At 32.2% G+C, this 23,657-nt stretch carries 26 protein-coding genes and 1 pseudogene; 24 read left to right on the forward strand and 3 right to left on the reverse strand.

The features are described from left to right. Positions 1-73: 73 nt before the first annotated feature. From ulaG to araD, 7 genes are read left to right on the forward strand one after another with little or no spacing between them, the layout of a single operon-like run. Positions 74-1,135, forward strand: coding sequence for an L-ascorbate 6-phosphate lactonase (gene ulaG / locus OL233_RS01470; protein WP_275470595.1), 1,062 nt, complete (start codon positions 74-76; stop codon positions 1,133-1,135). Between the two features lie 12 nt (positions 1,136-1,147). Next, complete coding sequence (locus OL233_RS01475; protein WP_275470596.1) at positions 1,148-1,597, forward strand: PTS sugar transporter subunit IIA; 450 nt, start codon at positions 1,148-1,150, stop codon at positions 1,595-1,597. A 9-nt stretch (positions 1,598-1,606) separates the two neighbouring features. Continuing rightward, positions 1,607-3,103: a PTS ascorbate transporter subunit IIC gene (gene ulaA / locus OL233_RS01480; RefSeq protein ID WP_275470597.1), complete on the forward strand. Its 1,497-nt coding sequence runs from the start codon at positions 1,607-1,609 to the stop codon at positions 3,101-3,103. A 25-nt stretch (positions 3,104-3,128) separates the two neighbouring features. Then, entirely contained in the window at positions 3,129-3,431 is a 303-nt protein-coding gene (locus OL233_RS01485; RefSeq protein WP_275470598.1) for a PTS sugar transporter subunit IIB, read from the forward strand. A gap of 12 nt (positions 3,432-3,443) precedes the next feature. Next, entirely contained in the window at positions 3,444-4,082 is a 639-nt protein-coding gene (locus tag OL233_RS01490) for a 3-keto-L-gulonate-6-phosphate decarboxylase UlaD (RefSeq protein ID WP_275470599.1), read from the forward strand. Between the two features lie 4 nt (positions 4,083-4,086). Further along, positions 4,087-4,944: an L-ribulose-5-phosphate 3-epimerase gene (locus OL233_RS01495; RefSeq protein WP_275470600.1), complete on the forward strand. Its 858-nt coding sequence runs from the start codon at positions 4,087-4,089 to the stop codon at positions 4,942-4,944. After that, positions 4,934-5,650 carry an L-ribulose-5-phosphate 4-epimerase AraD gene (gene araD / locus OL233_RS01500; RefSeq protein ID WP_275470601.1) on the forward strand — a complete coding sequence of 239 codons (717 nt, stop codon included), beginning with the start codon at positions 4,934-4,936 and terminating at the stop codon, positions 5,648-5,650. The genes OL233_RS01495 and araD overlap by 11 nt, the downstream gene beginning before the upstream one ends. Before the next feature lie 37 nt (positions 5,651-5,687). Here the strand turns inward: araD and OL233_RS01505 are convergent, their stop codons facing one another. Further along, a complete protein-coding gene (locus OL233_RS01505; RefSeq protein ID WP_275470602.1) occupies positions 5,688-7,751 on the reverse strand; it encodes a 3'-5' exonuclease in 2,064 nt (687 codons plus the stop codon). A gap of 206 nt (positions 7,752-7,957) precedes the next feature. Between OL233_RS01505 and OL233_RS01510 the strand changes: the two genes are divergently transcribed. Then, on the forward strand, positions 7,958-8,323 hold the full coding sequence (locus tag OL233_RS01510; protein WP_275470603.1) for a YxeA family protein: 366 nt from the start codon (positions 7,958-7,960) through the stop codon (positions 8,321-8,323). Between the two features lie 43 nt (positions 8,324-8,366). Here the strand turns inward: OL233_RS01510 and OL233_RS01515 are convergent, their stop codons facing one another. Then, positions 8,367-9,113 (reverse strand): class I SAM-dependent methyltransferase, encoded by a 747-nt coding sequence (locus OL233_RS01515; RefSeq protein WP_275470604.1) that lies wholly within the window; start codon positions 9,111-9,113, stop codon positions 8,367-8,369. Positions 9,114-9,321: 208 nt separating this feature from the next. Here OL233_RS01515 and OL233_RS01520 point away from each other — a divergent pair, with 208 nt between their 5' ends. The 7 genes from OL233_RS01520 to rplS all read left to right on the forward strand — a co-directional run bounded on the left by OL233_RS01520 (position 9,322) and on the right by rplS (position 13,707). Next, positions 9,322-9,660: a putative DNA-binding protein gene (locus tag OL233_RS01520; protein WP_275470605.1), complete on the forward strand. Its 339-nt coding sequence runs from the start codon at positions 9,322-9,324 to the stop codon at positions 9,658-9,660. 18 nt (positions 9,661-9,678) lie between these two features. Beyond that, positions 9,679-11,109, forward strand: coding sequence for a signal recognition particle protein (gene ffh / locus OL233_RS01525; RefSeq protein WP_275470606.1), 1,431 nt, complete (start codon positions 9,679-9,681; stop codon positions 11,107-11,109). Positions 11,110-11,310: 201 nt separating this feature from the next. Beyond that, positions 11,311-11,586 (forward strand): 30S ribosomal protein S16, encoded by a 276-nt coding sequence (rpsP, locus tag OL233_RS01530; protein ID WP_126830757.1) that lies wholly within the window; start codon positions 11,311-11,313, stop codon positions 11,584-11,586. Positions 11,587-11,602: 16 nt separating this feature from the next. Then, the gene (locus tag OL233_RS01535) at positions 11,603-11,848 is read left to right on the forward strand and encodes a KH domain-containing protein (protein WP_126830755.1); all 246 of its coding nucleotides are present in this window, start codon (positions 11,603-11,605) and stop codon (positions 11,846-11,848) included. A gap of 110 nt (positions 11,849-11,958) precedes the next feature. Then, positions 11,959-12,477 carry a ribosome maturation factor RimM gene (gene rimM / locus OL233_RS01540; RefSeq protein WP_275470830.1) on the forward strand — a complete coding sequence of 173 codons (519 nt, stop codon included), beginning with the start codon at positions 11,959-11,961 and terminating at the stop codon, positions 12,475-12,477. Between the two features lie 2 nt (positions 12,478-12,479). Next, positions 12,480-13,223 carry a tRNA (guanosine(37)-N1)-methyltransferase TrmD gene (gene trmD / locus OL233_RS01545; protein ID WP_275470607.1) on the forward strand — a complete coding sequence of 248 codons (744 nt, stop codon included), beginning with the start codon at positions 12,480-12,482 and terminating at the stop codon, positions 13,221-13,223. A gap of 133 nt (positions 13,224-13,356) precedes the next feature. Further along, positions 13,357-13,707 carry a 50S ribosomal protein L19 gene (rplS, locus tag OL233_RS01550; protein ID WP_126830750.1) on the forward strand — a complete coding sequence of 117 codons (351 nt, stop codon included), beginning with the start codon at positions 13,357-13,359 and terminating at the stop codon, positions 13,705-13,707. Between the two features lie 315 nt (positions 13,708-14,022). Here the strand turns inward: rplS and OL233_RS01555 are convergent. After that, positions 14,023-14,166: pseudogene (locus OL233_RS01555) on the reverse strand (helix-turn-helix domain-containing protein); the annotation flags it as partial. A gap of 200 nt (positions 14,167-14,366) precedes the next feature. Here OL233_RS01555 and OL233_RS01560 point away from each other — a divergent pair. The 9 genes from OL233_RS01560 (at position 14,367) to OL233_RS01600 (ending at position 23,644) form a co-directional block, all read left to right on the forward strand. Then, complete coding sequence (locus OL233_RS01560; RefSeq protein ID WP_275470608.1) at positions 14,367-15,209, forward strand: HipA domain-containing protein; 843 nt, start codon at positions 14,367-14,369, stop codon at positions 15,207-15,209. After that, positions 15,206-15,955: an HIRAN domain-containing protein gene (locus OL233_RS01565; RefSeq protein ID WP_275470609.1), complete on the forward strand. Its 750-nt coding sequence runs from the start codon at positions 15,206-15,208 to the stop codon at positions 15,953-15,955. The genes OL233_RS01560 and OL233_RS01565 overlap by 4 nt, the downstream gene beginning before the upstream one ends. A 185-nt stretch (positions 15,956-16,140) precedes the next feature. Further along, positions 16,141-16,953 carry an abortive infection family protein gene (locus OL233_RS01570; RefSeq protein ID WP_275470610.1) on the forward strand — a complete coding sequence of 271 codons (813 nt, stop codon included), beginning with the start codon at positions 16,141-16,143 and terminating at the stop codon, positions 16,951-16,953. Between the two features lie 106 nt (positions 16,954-17,059). Further along, on the forward strand, positions 17,060-17,443 hold the full coding sequence (locus OL233_RS01575; RefSeq protein ID WP_275470611.1) for a site-specific integrase: 384 nt from the start codon (positions 17,060-17,062) through the stop codon (positions 17,441-17,443). Between the two features lie 3 nt (positions 17,444-17,446). Further along, complete coding sequence (locus OL233_RS01580) at positions 17,447-18,211, forward strand: tyrosine-type recombinase/integrase (protein ID WP_275470612.1); 765 nt, start codon at positions 17,447-17,449, stop codon at positions 18,209-18,211. A gap of 271 nt (positions 18,212-18,482) precedes the next feature. Then, positions 18,483-20,588 (forward strand): AAA family ATPase, encoded by a 2,106-nt coding sequence (locus tag OL233_RS01585; RefSeq protein WP_275470613.1) that lies wholly within the window; start codon positions 18,483-18,485, stop codon positions 20,586-20,588. Between the two features lie 2 nt (positions 20,589-20,590). Continuing rightward, complete coding sequence (locus OL233_RS01590; RefSeq protein WP_275470614.1) at positions 20,591-21,829, forward strand: HNH endonuclease; 1,239 nt, start codon at positions 20,591-20,593, stop codon at positions 21,827-21,829. 869 nt (positions 21,830-22,698) lie between these two features. Next, positions 22,699-23,157 carry a GNAT family N-acetyltransferase gene (locus tag OL233_RS01595; RefSeq protein WP_275470615.1) on the forward strand — a complete coding sequence of 153 codons (459 nt, stop codon included), beginning with the start codon at positions 22,699-22,701 and terminating at the stop codon, positions 23,155-23,157. Between the two features lie 13 nt (positions 23,158-23,170). Next, positions 23,171-23,644: a hypothetical protein gene (locus tag OL233_RS01600; RefSeq protein ID WP_275470616.1), complete on the forward strand. Its 474-nt coding sequence runs from the start codon at positions 23,171-23,173 to the stop codon at positions 23,642-23,644. Positions 23,645-23,657 lie beyond the last annotated feature (13 nt).

Consider the following 23,657-nt stretch of genomic DNA (forward strand, 5'->3'; position numbering starts at 1 on the left):
ACCATATAATTGGCAACCGCTTTCAATGTTTTCGGTAGATAATAGAGTCAGTTAAGAGAGGAGACGATATCAAATGAGTATTGAGAATATTACAAAAGAAGGTTGGATGAATTCAGTTTTTCCGGAATGGGGAACATGGCTAAACGAAGAAATTGAAGAAACTGAAGTTCCAGAAGGTAATGTGAGTATGTGGTGGTTAGGTTGTACCGGAATTTGGATTAAATCACATGAGGGAACAAATATCTTATGTGATTTGTGGACTGGAACAGGTAAACGATCACATGGTGCAGGAAATATGAAAAAAGGTCATCAAATGATGAGAATGAGTGGCTGTCAAGAGTTGCAGCCTAATTTAAGGGTTCAACCTTTCGTGATTGATCCATTTGAAATTAAGGATGTAGATGCTTTGGTGGTAACGCATATTCATTCAGATCATTTAGATATAAATACAGCGGCTTGTGTTCATCATAATTGTCCAAAAGCGAAGTTTATTGGACCTCAAGAAGTAGTTAATACTTGGTTAGAATGGGGAGTTCCAAAAGAAAAAACAATCGTTGTGAAACCGGGAGATTCAGTAAAAGTAAACTCAATTACAGTTAAGGCATTAGAAGCATTTGATAGAACTGCACTTGTAACCTGTAATGATCCTGAAGAAATATTAAAAGGTAAAATGCCTCAAGATATGGATGAAATTGCAGTGAACTATTTATTTGAAACATCTGGTGGAAATATCTATCATGCAGGTGATTCACATTACTCTAATAAATTCGCTCAACACGGAAATGATTATAAAATTGATGTTGCGCTAGGAGCTTATGGAGAAAACCCAAGAGGTATTACAGATAAATTAACCTCTATTGATATTTTACGAATGGCAGAATCTTTAAATACGGAAGTTGTTATTCCTGTTCATCATGATATTTGGGCTAATTTTATGGCAGATCCAAATGAAATTGTGATGTTATGGCAATTTAAAAAAGAACGATTAAACTACAAATTTAACCCAATGATTTGGCAAGTCGGAGGTAAATTTACTTATCCTCAAGATAAAGGTGTTATTCATTACCATCATTACAGAGGATTTAGAGATGTCTTTTCAACAGATAATGATACACCGTTCCCATCATTCTTATAAGAGGTGATTCCTATGTTAACCCAGTTTTTAGATAGAAAGTTAGTAAGTTTTTCGCAAGTAGAAAGTCATGATTGGCAAAGTGCAATTAAAAAAAGTTGTGAAGGTTTAACGACAGAAGGGTATATTTCATCAGCATATGCTGATGAAATAATCGACTGTGTGAATAAATACGGTCCTTATATTGTCATAATCCCTGGAGTCGCAATGCCTCATAGTTCTGAAGGAAGTATTAATGTTAAAGGGACAGCAATTAGTTTAACTATTTTTGATAAGGATGTAACGTTCTCTGAAGATAAAGCTGCCCGTTTATTTTTTACATTAGCAGCGAAAAATCCAGAAGAACATACTGAAAATATTTCGAATTTATCAGAAATGCTAATGACAGATGGTCTCGTTGAGGATTTAATGACAGTTAAAAACTTAGACGATTATCAAATGGTTGCAAGTAAGTACAACATTTAGGAGGAAAATATGGATACAGTGATTAATGTTTTATTTACCATATGGAAGTATTTTGCAGATAATATTTTAACTCAACCGGCATTTTTAATAGGTTTTATTGTATTACTCGGCTATATTCTTTTAAAGCGTGATTGGTATGAATGTCTAGCGGGTTTCCTAAAAGCGACTGTAGGTTATTTTATACTGTCAGTTGGTTCTAGTGGCTTAGTTAATAACTTTCGACCTATTTTAACAGGACTTAAAGACCGTTTTAATTTAGATGCGATGGTAATAGACCCGTATTTTGGTCAAAATGCTGTAGATAATGGATTAATGAAAACTTTTGGTAAAACATTTGGTGATGTCATGATTCTATTGTTGATTGCCTTTGTTATGAATATTTTATTAGTTCGTTTTCAAAAATATACGAAGCTACGAGCTGTTTTTACAACAGGGAATGTTCAGATTCAACAAGCGGCAACAGCCTTTTGGATTCTATTATTCTGTTTTCCAAATTTAGGCAGAATTGAAGTATTACTAATAATGGGATTAATTCTTGGCTTGTATTGGGCTGTCGGGTCTAATTTGACTGTAAATATGACGCAAGATTTGACTGAAGGTGCAGGGTTTGCTGTAGCCCATCAACAAATGTTTGGTATTTTCTTTGCAGGGAAACTTGCAGAAAATATGAAGAAACGTGAATTGAAAAAAGGAAAAGTTAATGAAACTAAAAAAATTGAAGACATTAATTTACCTGGATTCTTATCAATATTTAACGAAAACATGGTTGCGACTTCCGTACTTATGCTATTTTTCTTTGGTATTATTTTATTAGTCTTAGGTAAACCATACCTTGTTTCACAAGAGTTTATGGGAGCGGATCAAAGCTTCCTATTCTATATTTTAACAACATCATTAAATTTTGCTGTTTACTTGGCAATTTTACAATTAGGTGTTAGAACCTTTGTATCGGAATTAACTGAAAGTTTCCAAGGTATTTCGAATACTATTTTACCGGGTGCTGTTCCTGGGATTGATGTGGCGGCAACATTTGGTTTTGGGTCACCAAATGCAGTGACCTTAGGGTTCTTATTTGGTTCATTAGGTCAATTCTTAACAATTGGCTTACTTATCTTATTTAAATCACCAACAATTGTTATCGCTGGGTTTATTCCATTATTCTTTGATAATGCAGTGATAGCTGTATACGCAAACAACAAAGGCGGTCTGAAAGCAGCGTGTATCTTACCATTCTTGTCAGGGATTATCCAAGTTGTAGGGTCAGCTTTATTCGCTACATGGATTGGCTTATCGAGTTTTGGTGGGTACTTAGGTATGTTTGACTGGGCTACTGTTTGGCCGGCATTTACAATTATCATGAAAGTTTTAGGATATGCGGGAATTGCAGTTGTTGTGCTAATTCTGGTCATGATTCCACAAATGCAGTATAAACATGATCCAGAAAATTATTTCTTAATAGTAGATGATTATGAAGCTTACGCTGAAAAGAAAGCGATTACTAAATAAAAAAACAGTATAGGGAGAGATAAAGATGAAAGTATTAGTATCTTGCGCAAATGGATCAGGAACAAGTTTGATGATGAAAAAAACAGTAGAGAAAGCTCTAAAAAAGATGGGATTTAATGTAATGCAAATACATCACTGTCCAATTTCAGAAGGTAAAAGTATTGCTGGAACATATGATGTTGTCTTTACGCCATTAAACTTTGTAGATATGTTTAAACATGCGAAAGATAAAGGGATTCCTATTATTGGTGTAAAAAATGTGTTATCGGAAAAAGAGGTTACTGAATTAGTAACAGCTTCTGAATTACCAAATAAATTCTTAAAATAAGGAGGGATAGACATGGCAGTACCAAATTTACAAATTGCACTTGATCATAATGAATTAGAATCCGCTATTCAAGATGTTATGAAAGTAGGAGATATAGTAGATATTATTGAAGTTGGGACTATCCTATGTTTACAGGAAGGGCAGAAAGCAATTAAGTGTATTCGTGCGATGTATCCTAATAAAATCATTATTGCTGACACAAAATGTGCTGATGCGGGTACAACTGTAGCTAAAAATGTAGCAGAAGGTGGCGCTAATTGGATGACCGCAATTTGTAGCGCAACGTTGCCTACTATGGAAGCTGCTTTAAAAGAAGTAGATGAACTGCAAGTTGAGTTGTATGGAGATTGGACTCTTGAGCAAGCCAAGGAATGGTATAAACTGGGAATCAGTCAAGTTATTTACCATCAAAGTCGTGATGCTTTATTAGCTGGTGGGTCTTGGGGTAAAAAAGATTTAAATCAAGTCCAAGCATTAATTGATTTAGGGTTTAAAGTTTCCGTAACAGGTGGGCTTACAGTTGATACCTTGAAATTATTTAAAGGAATGGATGTCCATACTTTTATTACAGGAAGAGGTATTACTGGGGCTAAAGATCCAGTAAAAGCAGCTTCAGAATTTAAAACAGAAATTAGATCCATTTGGGGGTAAAAATATGACTAGGGTCGGTATTTATGAAAAGGCGCTCCCTAAGGATATATCATGGCTAGAGCGACTAAAGTTAGCAAAGAAATTAGAATTTGATTATGTCGAAATGTCTGTTGATGAAACGGATAAACGACTTGCAAGGTTAGACTGGACAAATGAAGAACGTCATCTAGTTAAAAGGGCTATGGAGGATACTGGCGTAATGATTCATTCGATGTGTTTTAGCGGTCAAAGACGTTATCCTATGGGAAGTCATGAGCTAGAAGTTAGAACGAAATCTTTGAATCTAATGTTTAAAGCAATTGATTTAGCCTATGATTTAGGAATAAGAATTATTCAAGTAGCAGGATATGATGTCTATTACGAAGATAAAGATATTTTAACACGCCATTATTTCATCGAAAATTTGAGAAAATCACTTGATTATGCGGCTAGTAAAGGGGTTATATTGTCGATTGAGATTATGGATGATCCTTTTATGAATTCAATTTCACGTTTCTTAGATATAAAAGAAGAAATAGCGTCACCTTATTTACAAGTTTACCCTGACTTAGGAAATCTCTCAGCGTGGGGTGAAAATAATGTTGGTGATGAGCTTAAACTAGGTATTCCGTATATAAGTGCTATTCATTTAAAAGATACATACTCTGTCACACCGGAATTTCCAGGTCAATTTAGAGATGTTACTTTTGGTGAAGGATGTGTTGATTTTGAAGGATGTTTAAAAACACTAAAACGATTGGGATATTCTGGGCCATTTATGATAGAGATGTGGAGTGAAAAGGCAGAAAATCCAGAAATTGAGATAGCTAAAGCTAAAAACTACTTATATCCCTTAATCGAAGGAGCGGGTTATGATGTGTAGAGAGAAAGTAATTGAAGAGATGAAACAAAGAGTTTATAGAGCTAATATTCGTTTGGTAGATGAAGGGTTAATCAAGTTGACTTGGGGAAATGTTAGTGAGATAAATAGAGAGTTAGGTATAATTGTAATCAAACCAAGTGGCGTATCGTATTCTACAATGAATGTTGAAGATATGGTGGTAACTGACCTTTCTGGAAATCCAATTGAAGCGGGTTTGAAACCATCTTCTGATATGGCGACTCACGCTTATTTATATGAGCAATTTAAAACAATAGGAGCAGTTGTTCATACGCATTCAGAAAATGCTGTTATGTGGGCTCAAACTGGACGCGATGTTCCAGCTTACGGCACAACTCATGCTGATCATTTTTACGGAAATGTTCCTTGTACCAGAGAGTTAACAGTTGATGAAATTCAGTTAGATTACGAATTAAATACAGGGAAAGTTATCGTGGAGAAATTTAAAACGGAAGAGCTAGACCCAGAAGCTGTGCCAGGTGTTTTAGTAAAAAGTCATGGACCATTTTGTTGGGGAGAGACATCCACGAAAGCAGTTGATAATGCGATCGTATTAGAAGTCATATCAAAAATGGCTAAAGAGACTGAAATTTTAAAATCTCTTGAAAAGATTCAAGAAATTCCAAATTACTTATTAGATAAGCACTATTTTAGAAAACATGGAAAAGAAGCTTATTATGGTCAATAAAAAAGAGTGAAAGACGTTAATGTCTTTCACTCTTTTTCTATTCTCCCACAATGTCATAACACTCAGCAGGCAATTCATAGACTAATTGATTGGCTTGTGTCAGGTAGAAAATATCTAATAAGTGACGTGAGCGTGTGAAGGCCACGTAAAATAACTTTCGTTGTTGATTCCAATAATCAAAGTTTTCATCAGTTTTTTCTGTTAGTTTAGGGTCGCTAGAAAAATCATAAATCTGAACATAGTCAAATTCAAGCCCTTTCGACGTGTGCATCGTCAAGAGATGAACAAAGATATCATCAGATTGGACAATTTCAATTTTTTGATTTAAGGAATGGTGTTTGATACCTTCAGCTTTGAGATAATCAGAAACGATTTCTATTTGTTTTTTTGTTTTGACGAGAATACCGATTGATTTTCCTGGTGAATTCGCTAGATAATTTTTGATTTTTTTTATCATTAAGCGGTGTTGGGTAGCATTATCCTCAAATCGGTAAAGCGTTGGAACAGGTCCTTGATAAAGTGTATTAAAATACGGTTCTGTATAATCGTCTGATTTTAATGTAATATCGTTTTGCTGCAAAGCAGAAGCAAATTTAAACACTTGGTACGTTGAACGATACGACTCATTTAGACGAATAGAATTACTAGCATTAACAGTTAAGCCAATATCCTTATAAGTATAAAATGTATTGTACAGTTTCTGTCCTCTGTCAGAGGCTAGATAAAAGCCTTTCCTTGCCAACTGACGTAGTAATTGTAGTTCGGCTAAGTTTAAATCTTGGGCTTCGTCAACATAGATGTAGTCATATTTAGGTAACCTGTCGATTTGTTCCAATAGATAAGGCGCGTGGTCAATAAATTCCATTTTATTCTGACGTGCTTTTCCGGCGACATAGTCGTCATAGATAGAGAAAATAATACTGCGATCTTGTGAATTTTTTCTGATTTTAGGGAGATTTCCACGCCCTTTACGTGTTAGATTTTGATAATCTTCTTCGGTTTTTAGTTGAAGAGTCGTAAGGTAGTGGCATTCCTCAAGGAGAAAATCAGTATATATATCTTGGTCTAAAAAGCGATTATCCGTATGGGTGGCGAGTTTAGCTTGCAGTGACGCAATCATTTTTTTCGTATAATAACTTGTCGTTGAAATATTATCAACAGCACATGGTGTGTTATGTTTGATTTGATAATAACTCCATTGATGAAAATTGCGAACGTGAAGTGCCATCGTATTGGGGTCCATCTCGTTTTTATAAAGTAAGTTTCGGATGGTTTGGGCAAGTAGTTTATTGTAGCAAATAAAAAGAACACGAGCGCCTTCATCCATTTTTCGCTTAGCACTGGCAGCCATACATAGGGTTTTACCGCTACCGGCGACGCCATTAATCACTAAGGATTTACCTGTATAATCGACAATTTTAGCCTGCTTATCGGTCAACTTTAAACCGTTATAATAGTGAGTAATAGCTTCGTCATAGTCTGGAATATAGTCGAAATGAGGATTTTTGTCGAAATCAATTGAGCCAAATAATAACGTTTTGACATCATCAAAGGTGACACCATCCAGGCTTTGTTTGAATCCGATATTCGGAATAGCTTTTAGTTTTTCGAAGAGTTTATCTGGGCTCTCTAAATCGTCTTTAAAAATAATAGGCGGTAAGAAAGCGTAGAGACTAAAACCGGCAGCGTGCCAATCCTCTGATGTGATATAAGGCAGACAAATAATACCTTTAATCGGAACGGCATGGAGATTGTGCTTATCACAGTGTACTCTAAAATTTTGAGTGGTTTCTTCAAGCTGTCTAACTGGATGGATAAAGTCTGTGTAAAATTGCTCTTTAGTGTGCCATCCTTCATAAGAGATACTTTCAATTTGATTAAGGTAAATGCCTTTTATTTCGACAAATAGGGCACCCAGTTTACTATTTAATATTAAAATATCAGTTTCACGACGGCTTAGTGTTCCAGCGAGGTGCCACGGATAACTTAATGCTCCGATAGTGCGGTCTTGTCGCCTAGATTCAAATAAATTTTTAAACGAATCAAATGCTAAACGTTCACCGAAATACTCGCTAGTCCCGGTAAAGTAGGTTGGTGCCATAATCAAGCCTCCTCCTCTCATTAATAAAAATAAAACACTAAAACCGTGTATGTTTATAGAATGCGACTTTTCAATTTTATCATAAAAGCCTTTTAAAAAGGGAGAGTTTAAGCCTAAAGTCTGACTGAAACTAGGTCGCAGTTCGGATTTAATGAGTGGTTTTATTTGTTAAAGTTAAAAAGAAGTTGAGAGAAGGAGATTATACAATGAAAAAAATAGCATTAGTACTTGTGATTATTCTGGGAATGGTAGTTGTTTTGCCGTCTACATTAAAAGCGGTTGTACCAGAAGGGCAATTAGTAGATCGTTTCAATCCCTTTGTCAAAAAGGAGGATTGTTATGTAAAAACAGCAGATAAATACGGCACAGCAAAATCACAAGGAGGGTACGATTATTCTCAAAAAGCAGTCAATGATAGTGGAGAAGCGAGAGAGATTACATTTTATGCGGGGAAAAAACTAAAGGAAAAGGTCTATCTCAAATTAGACTCGAAAGGGAGTTTTGTTGAAAGTTGGGAAGAGGTAACAGAAGAGGAAGTGCCTGAAAAAGCCTTGTCAGAGTTAGCGAAATAGAAAAAAGAGAGCCATCAACTGACGGCTCTCTTTTTTGTTTTAATTATGCTTCGGCAAAAAAAGTAAGGGTATCATGGTTGCCGGTTTCTTTTTCATAGTCCCACACGACACGGATGTTTGAAAAGCCAAGTGATTCTAAAATCAAACGGAATTCTTCAACACCGTACCACGATAAAACAAAGCGAGACAGTTCCGTTCCGACTAATTCGCCATTACGCCATTTTTCATAACGGTGAACTTCTGTGGTACGTTGGTTTTCCCAGTCGATTTCAAGTGAGGTACTGTTGAACAAAATACCTTCTTCCGGTGTTAATTGGAAAATAGAAGAACTAGAGTCTCCTACAGTAAAGTCTTTTGGTAAAAGTAAATCGACAATGAGCTTGCCACCAGGATTTAGATGTGTTTTGAATGATTTTAACCCGTTCATCATAATCTCACGAGTAGGTAAAAGTGCGAAGCTGCCAGTAGGCATCATGATTAAATCATAGCGATGAGGCAAATCTAATGTCGTAATATCTTGTTCATAAAGAGGGGCATGTAAGTCACGTTTATCCAAGTTCTCTTGGCATTTTTCTAACATGAAGGGAGATAAGTCCACGCCTTCCATATCAATCCCTTGTTCGATAAATGGGATGAGTAAACGACCAGTACCGACACCAGCTTCTAAGACTTTTCCATTTACTTTTTTAGCTTGTTCTAAATAATAAGCCAAGTCGCCATCAATAGAGTAGCCAACTGGTTTAGTGTGTTCGTATAATTCTGTACTTAATTTTCCGTATTCTTGAAACATTTTATCATCTCCAAACGGTTGTTTTTTATTAGTTTAGCACAGGTATATTGAAAAAAATAGCGAGTACCTTGCAATTTGGAATCAAATTCAGTAAAAAAGTTAAGACGACTATTTTTTCACAATTATCCCCTAGAAACTACCCCCTATTTAGTGGTATAATGATTAGTCAGTAGGACTTTTTTAGTTCTCGAAAAAAGGAGGGAATTAGATGAACATTGAAAAAACAAACCGCATGAATGCCCTGTTTGAATTCTATTCTACTCTTTTAACAGAAAAACAGATGAATTACATTGAATTATATTATGCGGATGACTTTTCTTTGAGTGAAATTTCAGAGGAATATGATGTAAGCCGTCAAGCTGTTTATGACAACATCAAACGGACAGAAAAAATCTTAGAAAACTATGAGCGTAAGTTACATTTGTATTCTAATTTTATTGTCCGTGAAGAATTAATAAAAAAAATGCAACAACATGTTGCTGAAAAATATCCAGAAGATGATGAGTTGCAAGAGTTACTTAAAGCAGTTCAAGAAATCGAAGAATAGAGATAGGGGAGTAAGAAGATGGCATTTGAAAGTTTAACCGATCGTTTGCAAAATGCAATGTCTAAATTACGTCGTAAAGGAAAAGTATCTGAAGCAGACGTAAAAGAAATGATGCGTGAGATTCGTCTTGCGTTACTAGAAGCCGATGTAAACTTTAAAGTTGTAAAAGACTTTACTAAGCGTGTAAGCGAGCGTGCAGTAGGGATTGAAGTATTAGAAAGTTTAAGCCCAGCTCAACAAATCGTTAAAATTGTTGACGAGGAATTAACAGCAACACTCGGGACAGAAGCAGTTCCATTAAATAAATCACCAAAAATCCCGACAATCATTATGATGTCAGGGTTACAAGGGGCAGGTAAAACAACTTTTGTAGGTAAATTAGCGAAACACTTAATGAAAACAGAAAATGCTCGTCCATTATTAATTGCAGGTGACGTGTATCGTCCAGCCGCTATTGAGCAGTTAAAAGTATTAGGACAACAAATTGATGCCCCTGTCTTTGAATTGGGTACAGAAGTAAGTCCTGTCGAAATCGTTCGCCAAGGTTTAGAAGAAGCCTATGCGAATAAAAATGACTATGTCTTCATTGATACGGCGGGTCGTTTACATATTGATGAAAAACTAATGGATGAGTTAAAACAAATTAAAGAATTAGCTAATCCAGACGAAATCCTTTTAGTAGTCGATGGGATGACCGGTCAAGATGCGGTTACTGTTGCTGAAAGTTTCAATGAACAATTAGATATCACTGGGGTTGCTGTTACGAAATTAGATGGCGATACTCGTGGTGGTGCGGCGCTGTCTATCCGTGCCGTAACAGGTAAACCAATTAAATTTGTCGGTACTGGTGAAAAATTAACAGACGTTGAAGTTTTCCATCCAGATCGTATGTCTAGCCGTATCTTGGGTATGGGTGACATGTTAACTTTAATCGAAAAAGCAGAAGCTGAGTACGATGAGCAAAAAGCCGCTGAACTTGCGACTAAGATGAAAGAAAATAGCTTTGACTTTAATGACTTCATCGAGCAATTAGATCAAGTCATGGGTATGGGACCGATAGAGGATTTACTTAAAATGATTCCAGGTATGAGTAATATGCCAGGATTAGATCAAATTAAAGTTGACCCTAAAGATGTAGCACGTAAAAAAGCAATCGTCTTCTCTATGACACCAGCAGAGCGTGAAAATCCAGACTTATTAAACCCAAGCCGTCGTCGTCGTATTGCTGCGGGTTCTGGTAATAGTGTTGTAGAAGTGAACCGTATGATTAAACAATTCAACGAGTCACGTAAAATGATGCAACAAATGACTAAAGGTAAAATGCCAGCGGGTATGGATCAAATGTTTGGGACAGGTATCAAAGGTAAAATGGGTAAAATGGCCATGAACAAAATGATGAAACAACATACTAAAGGCAAGAAGAAAAAAGTGAAGAAAAAGAAAAAATAAAGATTAATATAACAAAAAGGACTGATTTTAGTATTGAAATCAGTTCTTTTTTTAGAAAAATAAAGACTTTAAATCCTGATATAACAGCATTTTTAAGAAAAAAACTAAAAAAATAGAGGGTGTAAAGAAAAAACACTTTACATGATGTTTTTCTCGTGGTAAACTAAGTCTTGTAAAAAGTTAATGGAGGTGTATTTATCAATGTCAGTTAAAATCCGTTTAAAACGTATGGGTTCTAAAAAAAGTCCTTTCTACCGTATCGTAGTTGCAGATTCACGTTCTCCACGTGATGGCCGTTTCATCGAAACAGTAGGAACTTATAATCCTTTATTAGATCCAGCTCAAGTAACAATTAAAGAAGATTTAGTTTTAGAATGGTTATCTAAAGGTGCTCAACCTTCTGATACAGTTCGTAACTTATTATCTACTGAAGGCATCATGCAAAAACATCATGAAGCTAAATTCTCTAAAAAATAATAAGGTGGGATAACTTATGACAGATGTGAAAGAATTGGTCTTAACAATCGTTCGTCCATTAGTCACTCATCCCGATCGTGTTAAGTTAGACTTAGTAGACTCTGATGAGTATGTTGATTATAACTTAACCGTTGATCCTGAAGATATTGGTCGTATCATTGGGAAGCAAGGACGTTTGGCGAAAGCGATTCGTACTGTTGTTTACAGTGTACGTATCGATGGACCTAAAAAGGTTCGTCTGAATATATCAGATGGTAATTAACTCTTAGGTGCTTAGGCACTTGAGAGTTTTTTTGTTGGGCTTATTTTTATAGCATATTGCGTGAGCTAATGATACAATATTAAGAGAATTGACAGATGAAGGAGACTATTATGGTAGATTTTTATAATGTAGGTAAGATAGTAAATACACAAGGATTACGAGGAGAAGTTCGTGTGATTTCAAAGACGGATTTCGCTGAAGAACGCTATAAAAAGGGACAAGCACTTTACTTATTCCAAGAAGGAAGTAAGTCACCCATTAAATTAATTATTAAGTCGCATCGTAAACATAAAAACTTTGATATCGTGAGTTTTGAAGGTCATCCAAGCATTAATGACATTGAAAAATATCGTGACGGTATTTTAAAAATTCGTGCTGAGCAACAGCACGAACTAGAAGAAAATGAATTTTATTACCATGAGATTGTTGGTTTACAAGTTATTGATGAAAATAATGAAGAATTAGGTAAAATCAAAGAAATCTTATCACCAGGAGCCAACGATGTGTGGGTTATTCAACGTCTTAAAGGAAAAGATGTGCTAATTCCTTACATCGAGTCAGTTGTGAAAACGATTGATTTAGAAAATGGTGTGGTTCACGTTGAAATTCCTGAAGGGTTGATTGATTAATCATGAGAATTGATGTCTTAACACTATTCCCAAGGATGTTTGAAGGTCCTTTAACTGAGTCTATCTTAGGAAAAGCGATTGAAAAAGAATTACTTGAAGTTAAAGTAACCAATTTTAGAGATTTTTCTGATAATAAACATCAAAATGTTGATGATTATCCGTACGGTGGTGGAGCAGGTATGTTGCTTAAAGTTCAGCCGATTGATAATGCTTTAACTCAAATCAATGAGGAACGTCCTGATACAAAAAAACGTGTTATTTTATTAGACCCAGCGGGCAAGAAATTCGACCAAAAGATGGCAGAAGAATTTTCTGAAGAAGAACACTTGGTCTTCATCTGTGGGCACTATGAGGGCTACGATGAGCGCATCCGAAGCTATGTGACAGATGAAGTGTCACTTGGTGACTATGTCTTGACTGGCGGTGAACTAGGGGCTATGGTCATGATTGATGCAACGGTTAGATTATTACCTGATGTTTTAGGAAATGACCAATCAGCGATTACGGATTCACACTCTACAGGATTACTAGAACACCCACAATACACACGTCCTGCTGACTATAAAGGGATGGAAGTGCCAGAAGTTATCCGTAATGGTAACCATAAATTAATAGCAGAGTGGCAATTAAAAGAATCATTAAGACGCACGTATCAAAGACGTCCAGAGATGTTAGATAAATTAGAGATGACCAAAGAGATGACTAAATTATTAGCTGAAGTGAAAAAAGAAGAAGCTAATAAGTAATTTGTAAAGAATTAACTCTTTACATCGTTATAAAGCTATGTTAAACTATTTTTTGAGTGCAAAAGTACTCAACTATTACGATATTCCGCTGTGACGTGCTCATATGAATGTTTGTTAAAAGGAGAAAGATAAAATGAATCCATTAATCGAAGCTATCACAAAAGATCAATTACGTAGTGATATCCCAGACTTCCGCCCAGGAGACACAGTTCGTGTTCATGCGAAAGTTGTAGAGGGTACTCGCGAGCGTATCCAGTTGTTTGAAGGTATTGTTATCAAACGTCAAGGTGCTGGAATCAGCGAAACTTATACAGTTCGTAAAATTTCTGGCGGTGTTGGTGTTGAGCGTACATTCCCAATCCACACTCCACGTGTTGCAGAAATCGAAGTAATCCGCCAAGGTAAAGTTCGTCGTGCGAAACTTTATTACATCCGCGAATTACACGGAAAAGCAGCTCGTATCAAAGAGATGCGTCGCAAATAGTCTCGACTATCTGCAAACCGCGAAAAGTCCTGAGAAATCAGGGCTTTTTCTTTTGTCTAAAAATAGGTGGAAAGTGCTTAGAAAGGTAGTAAAGGGACGCTAACGCTTAGATAGAGTAAGAGTTGAAGAATTTCAAAAAAAGTTCTCAAAAAGTTCTCAAGAAGTTTTTAAGACATCATATTATTGAGTGAGTAGTTCAAATAAAATTGTAAAAAAAAGACATATTAGAATTTATAATATGTCTTTTTTTTTTGATTTTAAGTGTTTAAGGTAGTCTAAAAGTTGTTGTTATTGATTAGGTGGAATTTGAGAATATTATTCTATAAAGTCAGATGAACTTTTTTCGTTACCAATAAAAATTTGAGGTGGAACATTTAAACTTCCAGCTATCTCAGGAAGTTTTTCCATTTTAGGACGACGTTCTCCTGAACGCCAACGACTTATAGTTGTTCGGTTAACATTAACTAATTCATCAGGTTGTTACAATGCTTGTATGTGTTCCGCTTTTTGAATGGGCTTGCCATAGTATGTGCTCCTTTAATTTCAGTATTAAGAATTATAAAAGAGTTCTCATATGGATACAATTTATTTCATACAGCATATCTATTGTGGTAGAATGTAATTAAGTTAATATTATTTTTTTATAAAGAAGGTATATAATGGTTATTAGGGATGTTAGTGATTGGTGTATTATTGATGAAATGACCACTGGTGCTAGAGAGAAAACTTGGATAAAAAGTAATGATAATGATGAAGTAATATACCTTTTAAAATATCCAAAAACTGATGGTGAAATCTATGCAGAATTTTTATCATATGTTTTAGGAACGAAATTATTTGGTATTGAAATTCCTGAAACTATTGTAGCCGTATATGATGGAAGAAAATGCGTTTTATCTAAAGATTTTGTTGGTGAAAATTCAGAATTTCTTGAAATCATAGACTTCTTTGGGGCTGATTTTGATAAAAATAACTTACTTGAATATACGATAGATAGAGCTTTGATGATTTGTAAGAAATATAATATTGAGGCTTTATTTTTTAAAATGTTATTTTTTGATTATTTAATTGGTAATCAAGATAGACATTGTGAAAATTGGGGATTAATATATGATATTAATATATCCGAGTACAGAATGAGTCCAGTTTATGATAACGGATCTTCTTTATTAAATGGTTATGCTGATAAAAGAATAGACCAAATGTTGACAGATAAACAGATGTTAGAAGCGTATATTAATAGAGCGAAATCTATTTTTACAGTGAATGGTGTTAAAAATCCGGAATACAAAATATTATTAGAGTATTTATTGGAATATGATTATAACCTATTTAAAAAAACAGTAGAAGAATTATCTGTTTCAGAAAAAGATCTAATGACAGTTTTGAATATAAATACTTATAATGAAATTAGTGAGAACAGATATCAAATATTAAGTAAAATAATATTGAGAAAGTCAGAAATATTACATGAGTATGTCAAAGGAGGAGATACTAAATGAGAAAGAAATTATGCCTGTTGTGGCAAAATAGAGAATCAAGAAGTTGGTATCATGTAGCTGATTTAACTATGCGGAGTAGTAACTCATATATTTTTGAATACACTAAAGCAGAAAGTGAAAAGAGTTTAGACGCAGCTTTAGAATCAGGGTATAGAATGCATCCAGCTTTCCCAGATAGAAATAAAAAATATGAGTCTAGTTTTTTATTTAGTACATTTAGTAGAAGATTGCCTAGTATTAATAGAGAAGATCAGAAATTATTTTTTGAAAATATAGACAAAGATAACAATGAAGGTAATATTGAATTCCAACTATTATCAGAAACAGGTGGAGTTTTAAGGTCAGACAATTACGAATTTGTTAATCCGTTGGAATTTAATAACAATAAAATTAATTTAGATTTTTATTTAAGAGGATGGAGACATAATAATTCATCTTCAGATTTTTTAGATTCTAAGAAAGATAAATTAATTTTAAATAGTGAACCATCGAATGTATATGATAGTTTTGCCGTTGAAATTTATAAAAATAGTATTGAACCCAATAATAGAATTGGATATATTCCAGCTTTTTATTCAGAGTTCTTTACAGATGTTTTAAATGAAGGAATTGAATATAATATTAAGTTTGAATTTAATCTTGAAATGCCATCAAGATATAAAGTTGTTCTTAATGTCACAGGTATTATTCCTCAATATATGATTGATAAATATGACGAATCAATGAATGTGATAACTTGTAATTAATTATTTTTGATGTAAAATAATTGCTAATATGTTTAGTTTTTATTATCTATTAAATTTATAAAAGTCTGAGAAATCGGGCTTTTTCTTTTTATTAATATAGTAAAAAATAATAAATAGAATGATAAATTTTAGATTTTTTTTAGTGTGAATATAAGCGTGATTTTATTATTTAAGGGTGGTATTAAATGGGAATGGATTTTTATGAAAAAAAAGCATTAAAAGATTTTTTTAATTGTGGTGGTTTTATTTTAGATTTCAATGATAGCGAATTTGATTTATTTACAAAGGAAATCGTAGGTATAAGTCTAAAAAAAGAGTATGAGTTGTCTAAAGGAAAAAGTTTTGGAAAATTTGTTGATGAACAGAGTGATGATAAGGTTATTAGGCTATGTACCTCTTTATTGGAGTATTATGACCGCTTGTCTCCAGATTCATATTATAAGGCAGAAAATGATAGATTAGAAAAATATGATGAGGTAAAGAATATTATTGAAAAATATTCATTAGATAAAATATCAGAGGTGCATTCTTATAATTCAGAGTATATTTTGTTTAAATTTAACAGCGAATATATAGAAAGCCAATTAGGTTTGATTATTAAAGAGATTGAAGACTCTCCAAGGATTGCAATTGGGAAATCAAAAGAATTATTGGAATCATGTTTTAAATATATTTTAGATGAATTAAGTATAGAATATAAAAAATCAGCTACTATTGGAGATTTAAGAACAGAAGTTTTTAAAGTTTTAGATCTCAATGCTAATCATAATCAACATTCAAAATCTAATAAAGAAGTAAAAAAAATTTTAAATTCTTTATCACAAATTGTGGATGGTATTAGTACTTTGAGAAATGACAAGGGCGATGGACATGGAAAAGGCTCAGATTTTAAAGAGCTTCCACCAAGGTATGCTTGGCTTGTGGTTAATGCGACAGCGACTATTGTTAGATTTATTTGGGAGACATATGAGTATAAAAATCCATTGATAGAAAAATAATTTAAAAAAATATAAAGCAGTTAAAAAAGGAAGTTAAAAAATGAATGGTAATACTAGAAAGAGTGTCCCTAGAGGGTGCTCTTTTTTGATAGGAGGTATATTAAACGTGGCTTATTTTGGAATGTATGAAACTAAAAAAGGAGTATTTTGGTACTATAAGACTGATAGCAGGCACACGAAGAGGGGCTTTAAAACGAAACGTGATGCGGTTAAACACTATAAGGAAAGTGATTATAGTAAATTACAAGGTATTGAGATTAAAAATAACGTGTTGTTTGAGGACATGGTAAATATATGGTTATCAGATTATGTTAATTCAGGTGTTAAAGAAAGTACTATAGAAAATAGACGATCTAGGGGACTACCTAATTTATTGAAATACTATGAGGGTAAACGATTAAATGAGATTACAGCAGATAATTACTTTGAACTGCTGCAACAATTGAAAAATAGAGGATATAAAAAGAATACAATACATGGTATTAAATAAGCAATGAGCCTTATTATAAGGGATGCTGTAAGAAGAGGGTTTCTGACTTATAACCCAATTCAATATGTTAAGATGCCCAGGTTTGTAGTAAGCGTTAAAGATAGTAAAGAAGAGCTGAATGATTCTTACCTTAGTAATAGTGAAATAAAAGACCTGACGCTAAAAATAGATAACTACTCTGATATAATTTACCGAACACTATTTCAAGTGATGTTACAGACAGGCATGAGAGTTAGTGAGGTACTAGCTCTTAAAAAAGAGGATATAGATTGTGATAATAATGTTATCAAAGTCTATAAGACGTTATATAGACCAGGTAATGCTATTAAAAACTATGAACTTACTTCGCCCAAAACACGTTTTTCAACAAGAGCGGTATATGTTTCTGAAGAACTCATAGATAAGCTTAAAATTTTAATTAAATTGATTGAGAACGAGCGAAGAGTTGAGGTATTTCAAGTCGATGATGACTTTTTATTTATTTATTTGAAATCACGATTTAGGGATTATCCGATAACAAAAGGGCAAGTTAATAGAAGATTGTTAAAAGTGATTGAAAAAACAACTATAAAAAAAGAGTTTACGTCACACAAGTTTAGACATGTTCATATCACTCAATTAGCGGAAGCTGGTGTGTCATTAAAAGCTATTAAAGAACGTGTAGGACACATTGACAGCAAGGTTACAGAACAAATTTATCTTCATGTTACACAGGAGGAAAGAAAGAATATTCCAGAAAAATTACAGTTGTTTTTAAACCAAGTATAGCTCTGAGAAATCAGGGCTATTTTTTTTGTTTAGAAAAGTTCTCAAAAAGTTCTCAAATGATATAGAATAAAATAAAGGGTTAAGTTATACTTAACGAGGTGTTATTTTATAATTGTGTTGCTCGATTTGAAAGCGTTCCCTATATTAATAGTGAACCAACTATACCAATTTATTTTTAACAGGAAAGAGCTGTAATGTGTTGGTATGAGGGCAACTTAATATAATCTGTGTTATGTAAAGTTGGAAGTAATAATAAAAAGAGGGCAAAATTATGGAATTAATATATACATATTTAAAAGAATACAATGGGATTCAATTTAATTTTAAAATAAATTATTCATCTGATTTTAGAGTAGAATTTATTAATAATATGTTAAAAATAAATTCAATAAGTTCGATTGTACCAAATGGATTTTATGGTGATAATATCAAAAATATTAACTTGTTAGTTGGGAAAAATGGTATTGGAAAGACTACATTATTAAATTTTATTACTAATGAATATGACAGTAAAGATTTTATAAATCTTCAAGAATACAGTGGTTTTAATTTATACAAAAGTGATGTTAAGGATGAATTTTATATTGATATAGTAAATCTAAATATAAAGAATTTATTTATAGACGGTGATGTATTGAATAATATATTTAGATTTAGTGTTGTGGAAGGAACATTTTATTCCCCGGAACCTGTATCAGGGTCTGTTAAAGAGATAATAATAGGGATAAATCATGCTAAAAGGAATAAAAAAACTATAAAAAGTTTATTTGAGTACAATCGTGGAATGATAAAAGTTAAATATATGGAAAATGTAAAAATTTTTGACAAATTAGATTTTATAAATCATGAGTATTTAGATTTTGTAGAAAAAAATGTCGAAAAAAAAGGGTATATAAAAAATAAAAAAAGAAGAGAAGCATATGTGAATTTAGACGTTAATTTTTTAGATGAAGACGAAAAAAAAGAAATAGAGAGTCTATACAATGAAATTTTTGAAATAAAAGACATAGAATTACGAGATATGGGAATGAAAAGAGAGCCTAAAAGACCTAGATTTTTTTATGATGGAAGTAAGGAATACTTAAGGATAAGTGAAGTATATTTAATACCTGATTTTTATTATTATTATAGTATGAATAGTAGTATAAAAGACAAATTTGCTATTCAGTATTTAAAAAATATTATTTTGGAAATTTTAACCGATATAAAAAATGCAAAGTTAACAGCTAAAGAAAGACTAGATGTTTATACAGGTATGTTAGAGTTTGCAAATGGACATAATAATATAAAAAAATTTCCTTATATCGATGAAAAAAAATTCAGGTATTATGATGATAGTCATGCTTTTTTTACTAAAATGAATTCTCATGGTAGTTATGATCTGTATGTGAGTATTTTTGAATATATAGGCTTTCTAATGTCGTTGAGTGAGTGGGTTAATAAAAGAACAAGTGTCAAAGATTTAGATCAGAAGATTAATAATTTGCGTAAGGTTCTAGATAGTATTTATCAATTAGATGAAAGTTTTTTTTGTGATCAATTTACTTTACAAATTAAAATGGGTACTAGTATTGATAGGTCAATAGAACAATTATTGAAAATAGTAGTGGCAGAAAAGAAAACTTTAGAAACCCGAGGCTTAGTGTATGATATACCTTTTTTTAGTTCAGGAGAGAATCATTTAATAGAACATTTTGTGTCTATTTTTAAGTTCATACAAAATGAAAGAGCTAAAAATATAATGCTATTAATTGATGAGCCCGATATTTATCTACATCCAGATTGGGTCAGAGAATACATTGAGAGACTCTCACTGTATTTAAATAAAAAATATTCAGATAAAAATTTTCAGATTATAATAACAACACATTCATTTTTACTTGTCAGTGATATACCCAAAAACCATGTTCATAAATTAAATATCGACAATAATCTTGATGAAGTATCTTATGGTTTTGGAAGTAATTTTTATGATATTATTAATGATTCATTTTTTTTAAATAACAGTATTGGAGAATTTTCTTCTAATAAAATAAAACTGATTAATAAAATATTTTCAGAATGTTTAAGTTCAGAGGTTCAATCAAATGAAAGTATGCAAAAAATAGTAATAGATAATGTAAGAAAGTTAAAGAGCTCAAATAGTAATAAACTTATGGAGTTAAAAGAGGCTATGAAGATATTGGAGCTAACTATAAATATTATTGATGATCCTCTTTATAAAAATTTATTTTTAAGTCATTTTAAAGAACTTAAAGAACGCTTATATGAAACTTCTGGATATATTGATAGTGATTTTTTAAATACTGAGTTAGAGAAATATAAAGAAATTATAAAGAATTTAGAGGAGAAAATCGAACGGTATGAAGGAAAATAAGAATGATTGAAATAAATGTTGAAAAGTATAAAGAATTAGAGCCTATATATAGCAATGTTATAGATGACTTATTTCAAAATAAAATTAATAGCTTTATTTTTGGAAATTTCGATAAGCTAATTAAAGTTAAGAAAAATAGAACTATTGTTGAAGATACTATAAATGAAAAACTCCCGCAACAAAATAATGTTGTTGAATTCTTTAATTTAGTTAATAACTGGAGTGGAGAAAAAAAATTATCTGTGCGAATGCTAGGTGAGTTGAAAACTGTGAGTTTAAATGGAAAAGCTAAACAAGAGTTGTATTATGATATTTTGAACAATTTAAATAAGGTATTAAAAATAGAGTTGTTAAATTATGTAAATAGTTATATGCCATTAGATAAAAAAATTGATTCTTTAACCCAGTTATGGACGGCATCTTATGAAGATATACGTACTATTGTATATTCTGGGAATTTTTATCCAAAAACAAATAAAAAAACTGTTTATTATAAATTATTACATTCGTTATACGATTTTATGACTGATAAATACTTTTTAAAATTGGAAGAATATGATACTAGTGTTGAAAAGTTATATATAGCAGAGAAATCAATAAAGGATTCTGAAAAAAAAAATTATACCAAACTAGCAAATATTTTAATTGAAATTTTAAATATGAATATATGCCCATATTGTAATAGAAATTATATTGTTTCAAGAAATGATAAACTTGGGTGCAATCTGGACCATTTTTATCCGAGATCAAATTACCCGATGTTTTCTGTTAGTCTATATAATTTAATTCCTGTATGTAGCACATGTAATTCATTAAAATTAGATTATAAGTTTAATTGTTCACCCTATGATAGTGAATATAAAGCTAACGAAGTTTATTATTATCAGTATACGTCACTTGAAAATAATATTGTTAAAGAGATAGATATAAAATATCTAGATAATAATTTTGGGTTGAAGCAGGACTTTGATATTCTTAAAATAAAAGATACTTATCAAATTCATTGTATAGAGGCAACAAAGTTTGTACAATTAAAACAAAAGTACAATAGAAAGAAGTTAAATGAGATATGTAATATTTTGAATAATGAGAAAAAAAATGGACCTAAAACTGATATAGAAGAGTTGGAAAAATTGATATTTGGTCAATCAATAGAGGATACAGAGTTAAATAGTATATCGTTGTCTAAGTTTAATTGTGATATACGTAATCAGGTAGAGAAAGCTGATAATAGTAATTAAGAAAATAAATCGAGTTCTTAGATACAAATAAATCTTACTGTTTAAAAGTCATAAATGAGACGAACATGATATGTTTATTAGGAGAGCGTTATTCTATAAATGCCAAAGCAGATGGGGGGTAGCGAATAGTGTACTCTGATAATCAAAGAAATGCGTCGCAAATAGTCTTAACTGTCTGCAAAGCGAACAAAGTCCTGAGAAATCAGGGCTTTTTCTGTTTGTCTGAAAATATGAGTTTACTTATGAAAAGATTATTTATTTTTATTAGTTTCAAACTTTAGTTATTTAGTTGCAAATTATGATAGTTTAGCTAAGCTTATTAATTCTGTTTTTACTTAGTATATGGAAAGATAGAAAACTACTGCTATATATTTATTATTTTGAATACACTATAATAAAATTGAAAGTAATTATCAGTTATTGATAGACATTAATATTTGTATAATGCACAAAACTAGAAAGCATTTCTAGTAAATATGTTGTAACTAGATATTAAACAAATCGATTTTTGAGTTAGGAGTTAATTATGTTAAATCATTATAAAGATTTTTCAATAAAACATCCATATTGGCACGTCATTTTTATTCTAAGCATAGCTAGTTTACTTGGCATTTTAATTGAATACTTAATTAATAGGGATTTTATAGGTTCAGGAATATATGCTACTATTTTTTTTGGAATAATTGAAATTTTTAGAGTGAGAAGAAAAAATATGAACAACTAGGAATAGTTCAAGCCCATAGGAAATTATGTGGGCTTTCTTGTTAAGCTAATTAAGAAGTATGTTTGCGAAATTGTTAAGGTTCAGCTGAAATTCTAAAACCAATTGAATGAATTTAAGGTATACTTAATGTAAAAGAGGTGAGTTTATGACGTATAAAATTTTAAATTTAGATGAAGATAAATCGTTACATAAAAAAGCTGCTGAGTGGTTTTCTAGTAAATGGAATTTGGATGCCGCTATTTATCTTGAAAGTATCAGTAGTACAGAGTTAATCCCGAGTTGGTTTGTAGTCTTAGACGAAGCTAAGAATAAGATAGTAGCTGGAGCTGGTGTTATTTCAAATGATTTCCATGACCGCCCTGATTTGACTCCGAACTTATGTGCGTTATATGTCGAGGAGGACTATCGTGGCAAAAGGATTTCGGAGAGGTTGATAGATGAAATAGGTCACTATCTTAATTCTCAGGGAATAGAGACACTCTATTTGATTACAGATCATGTTGGTCTCTATGAAAAATACGGGTGGGAATTCAATACGATGGTTAAGGAAGATGAAACAGAGCAATCTATTAGATTGTATGAAAAGACGTTAAATCTTATTTAGGATAGGTAAAGTTATGACATATAAGGATAAAGTAGTGCATTGGTTAGAATCGAATCTAGATTTTAAAGCTGTTGAAAAGGAAAGTGTTTTTACGGACGCTTTTATTGAAAGTCATGTCTATAATATTTTTCATTCATCAGACTTTAAAATGGGTGGCTCTTTAAGAAAAGATAATTTATATGATTGTATTATGTTTGAAAAAGAAAATACTATTAAAGATAATATCTTTGTTTATAAGATAGTCAAAAATGATAAAAGTGAGCGTTATTTTAAAGAGGTTGTAGATGAGGATCTACTTTTTGTTTTAGTTTACGATGATCCAAATCAAGAGACAGTTGACTATGTGGCTAGTAATTCTAATCGGTTATTTATGAAAATTGTGTTAGACATTGGTATTTCTGATGCAGACATAAGGGATAAAACTGAAAAATATTTGAGTTATATGAGTTTTAAAGAGTTCTATTCTGAAGATTATGGCGATGAATAGATAGCGATATAAA

This window comes from Vagococcus proximus (assembly GCF_029143285.1).
Classification (GTDB): Bacteria; Bacillota; Bacilli; order Lactobacillales; family Vagococcaceae; genus Vagococcus_D; species Vagococcus_D proximus.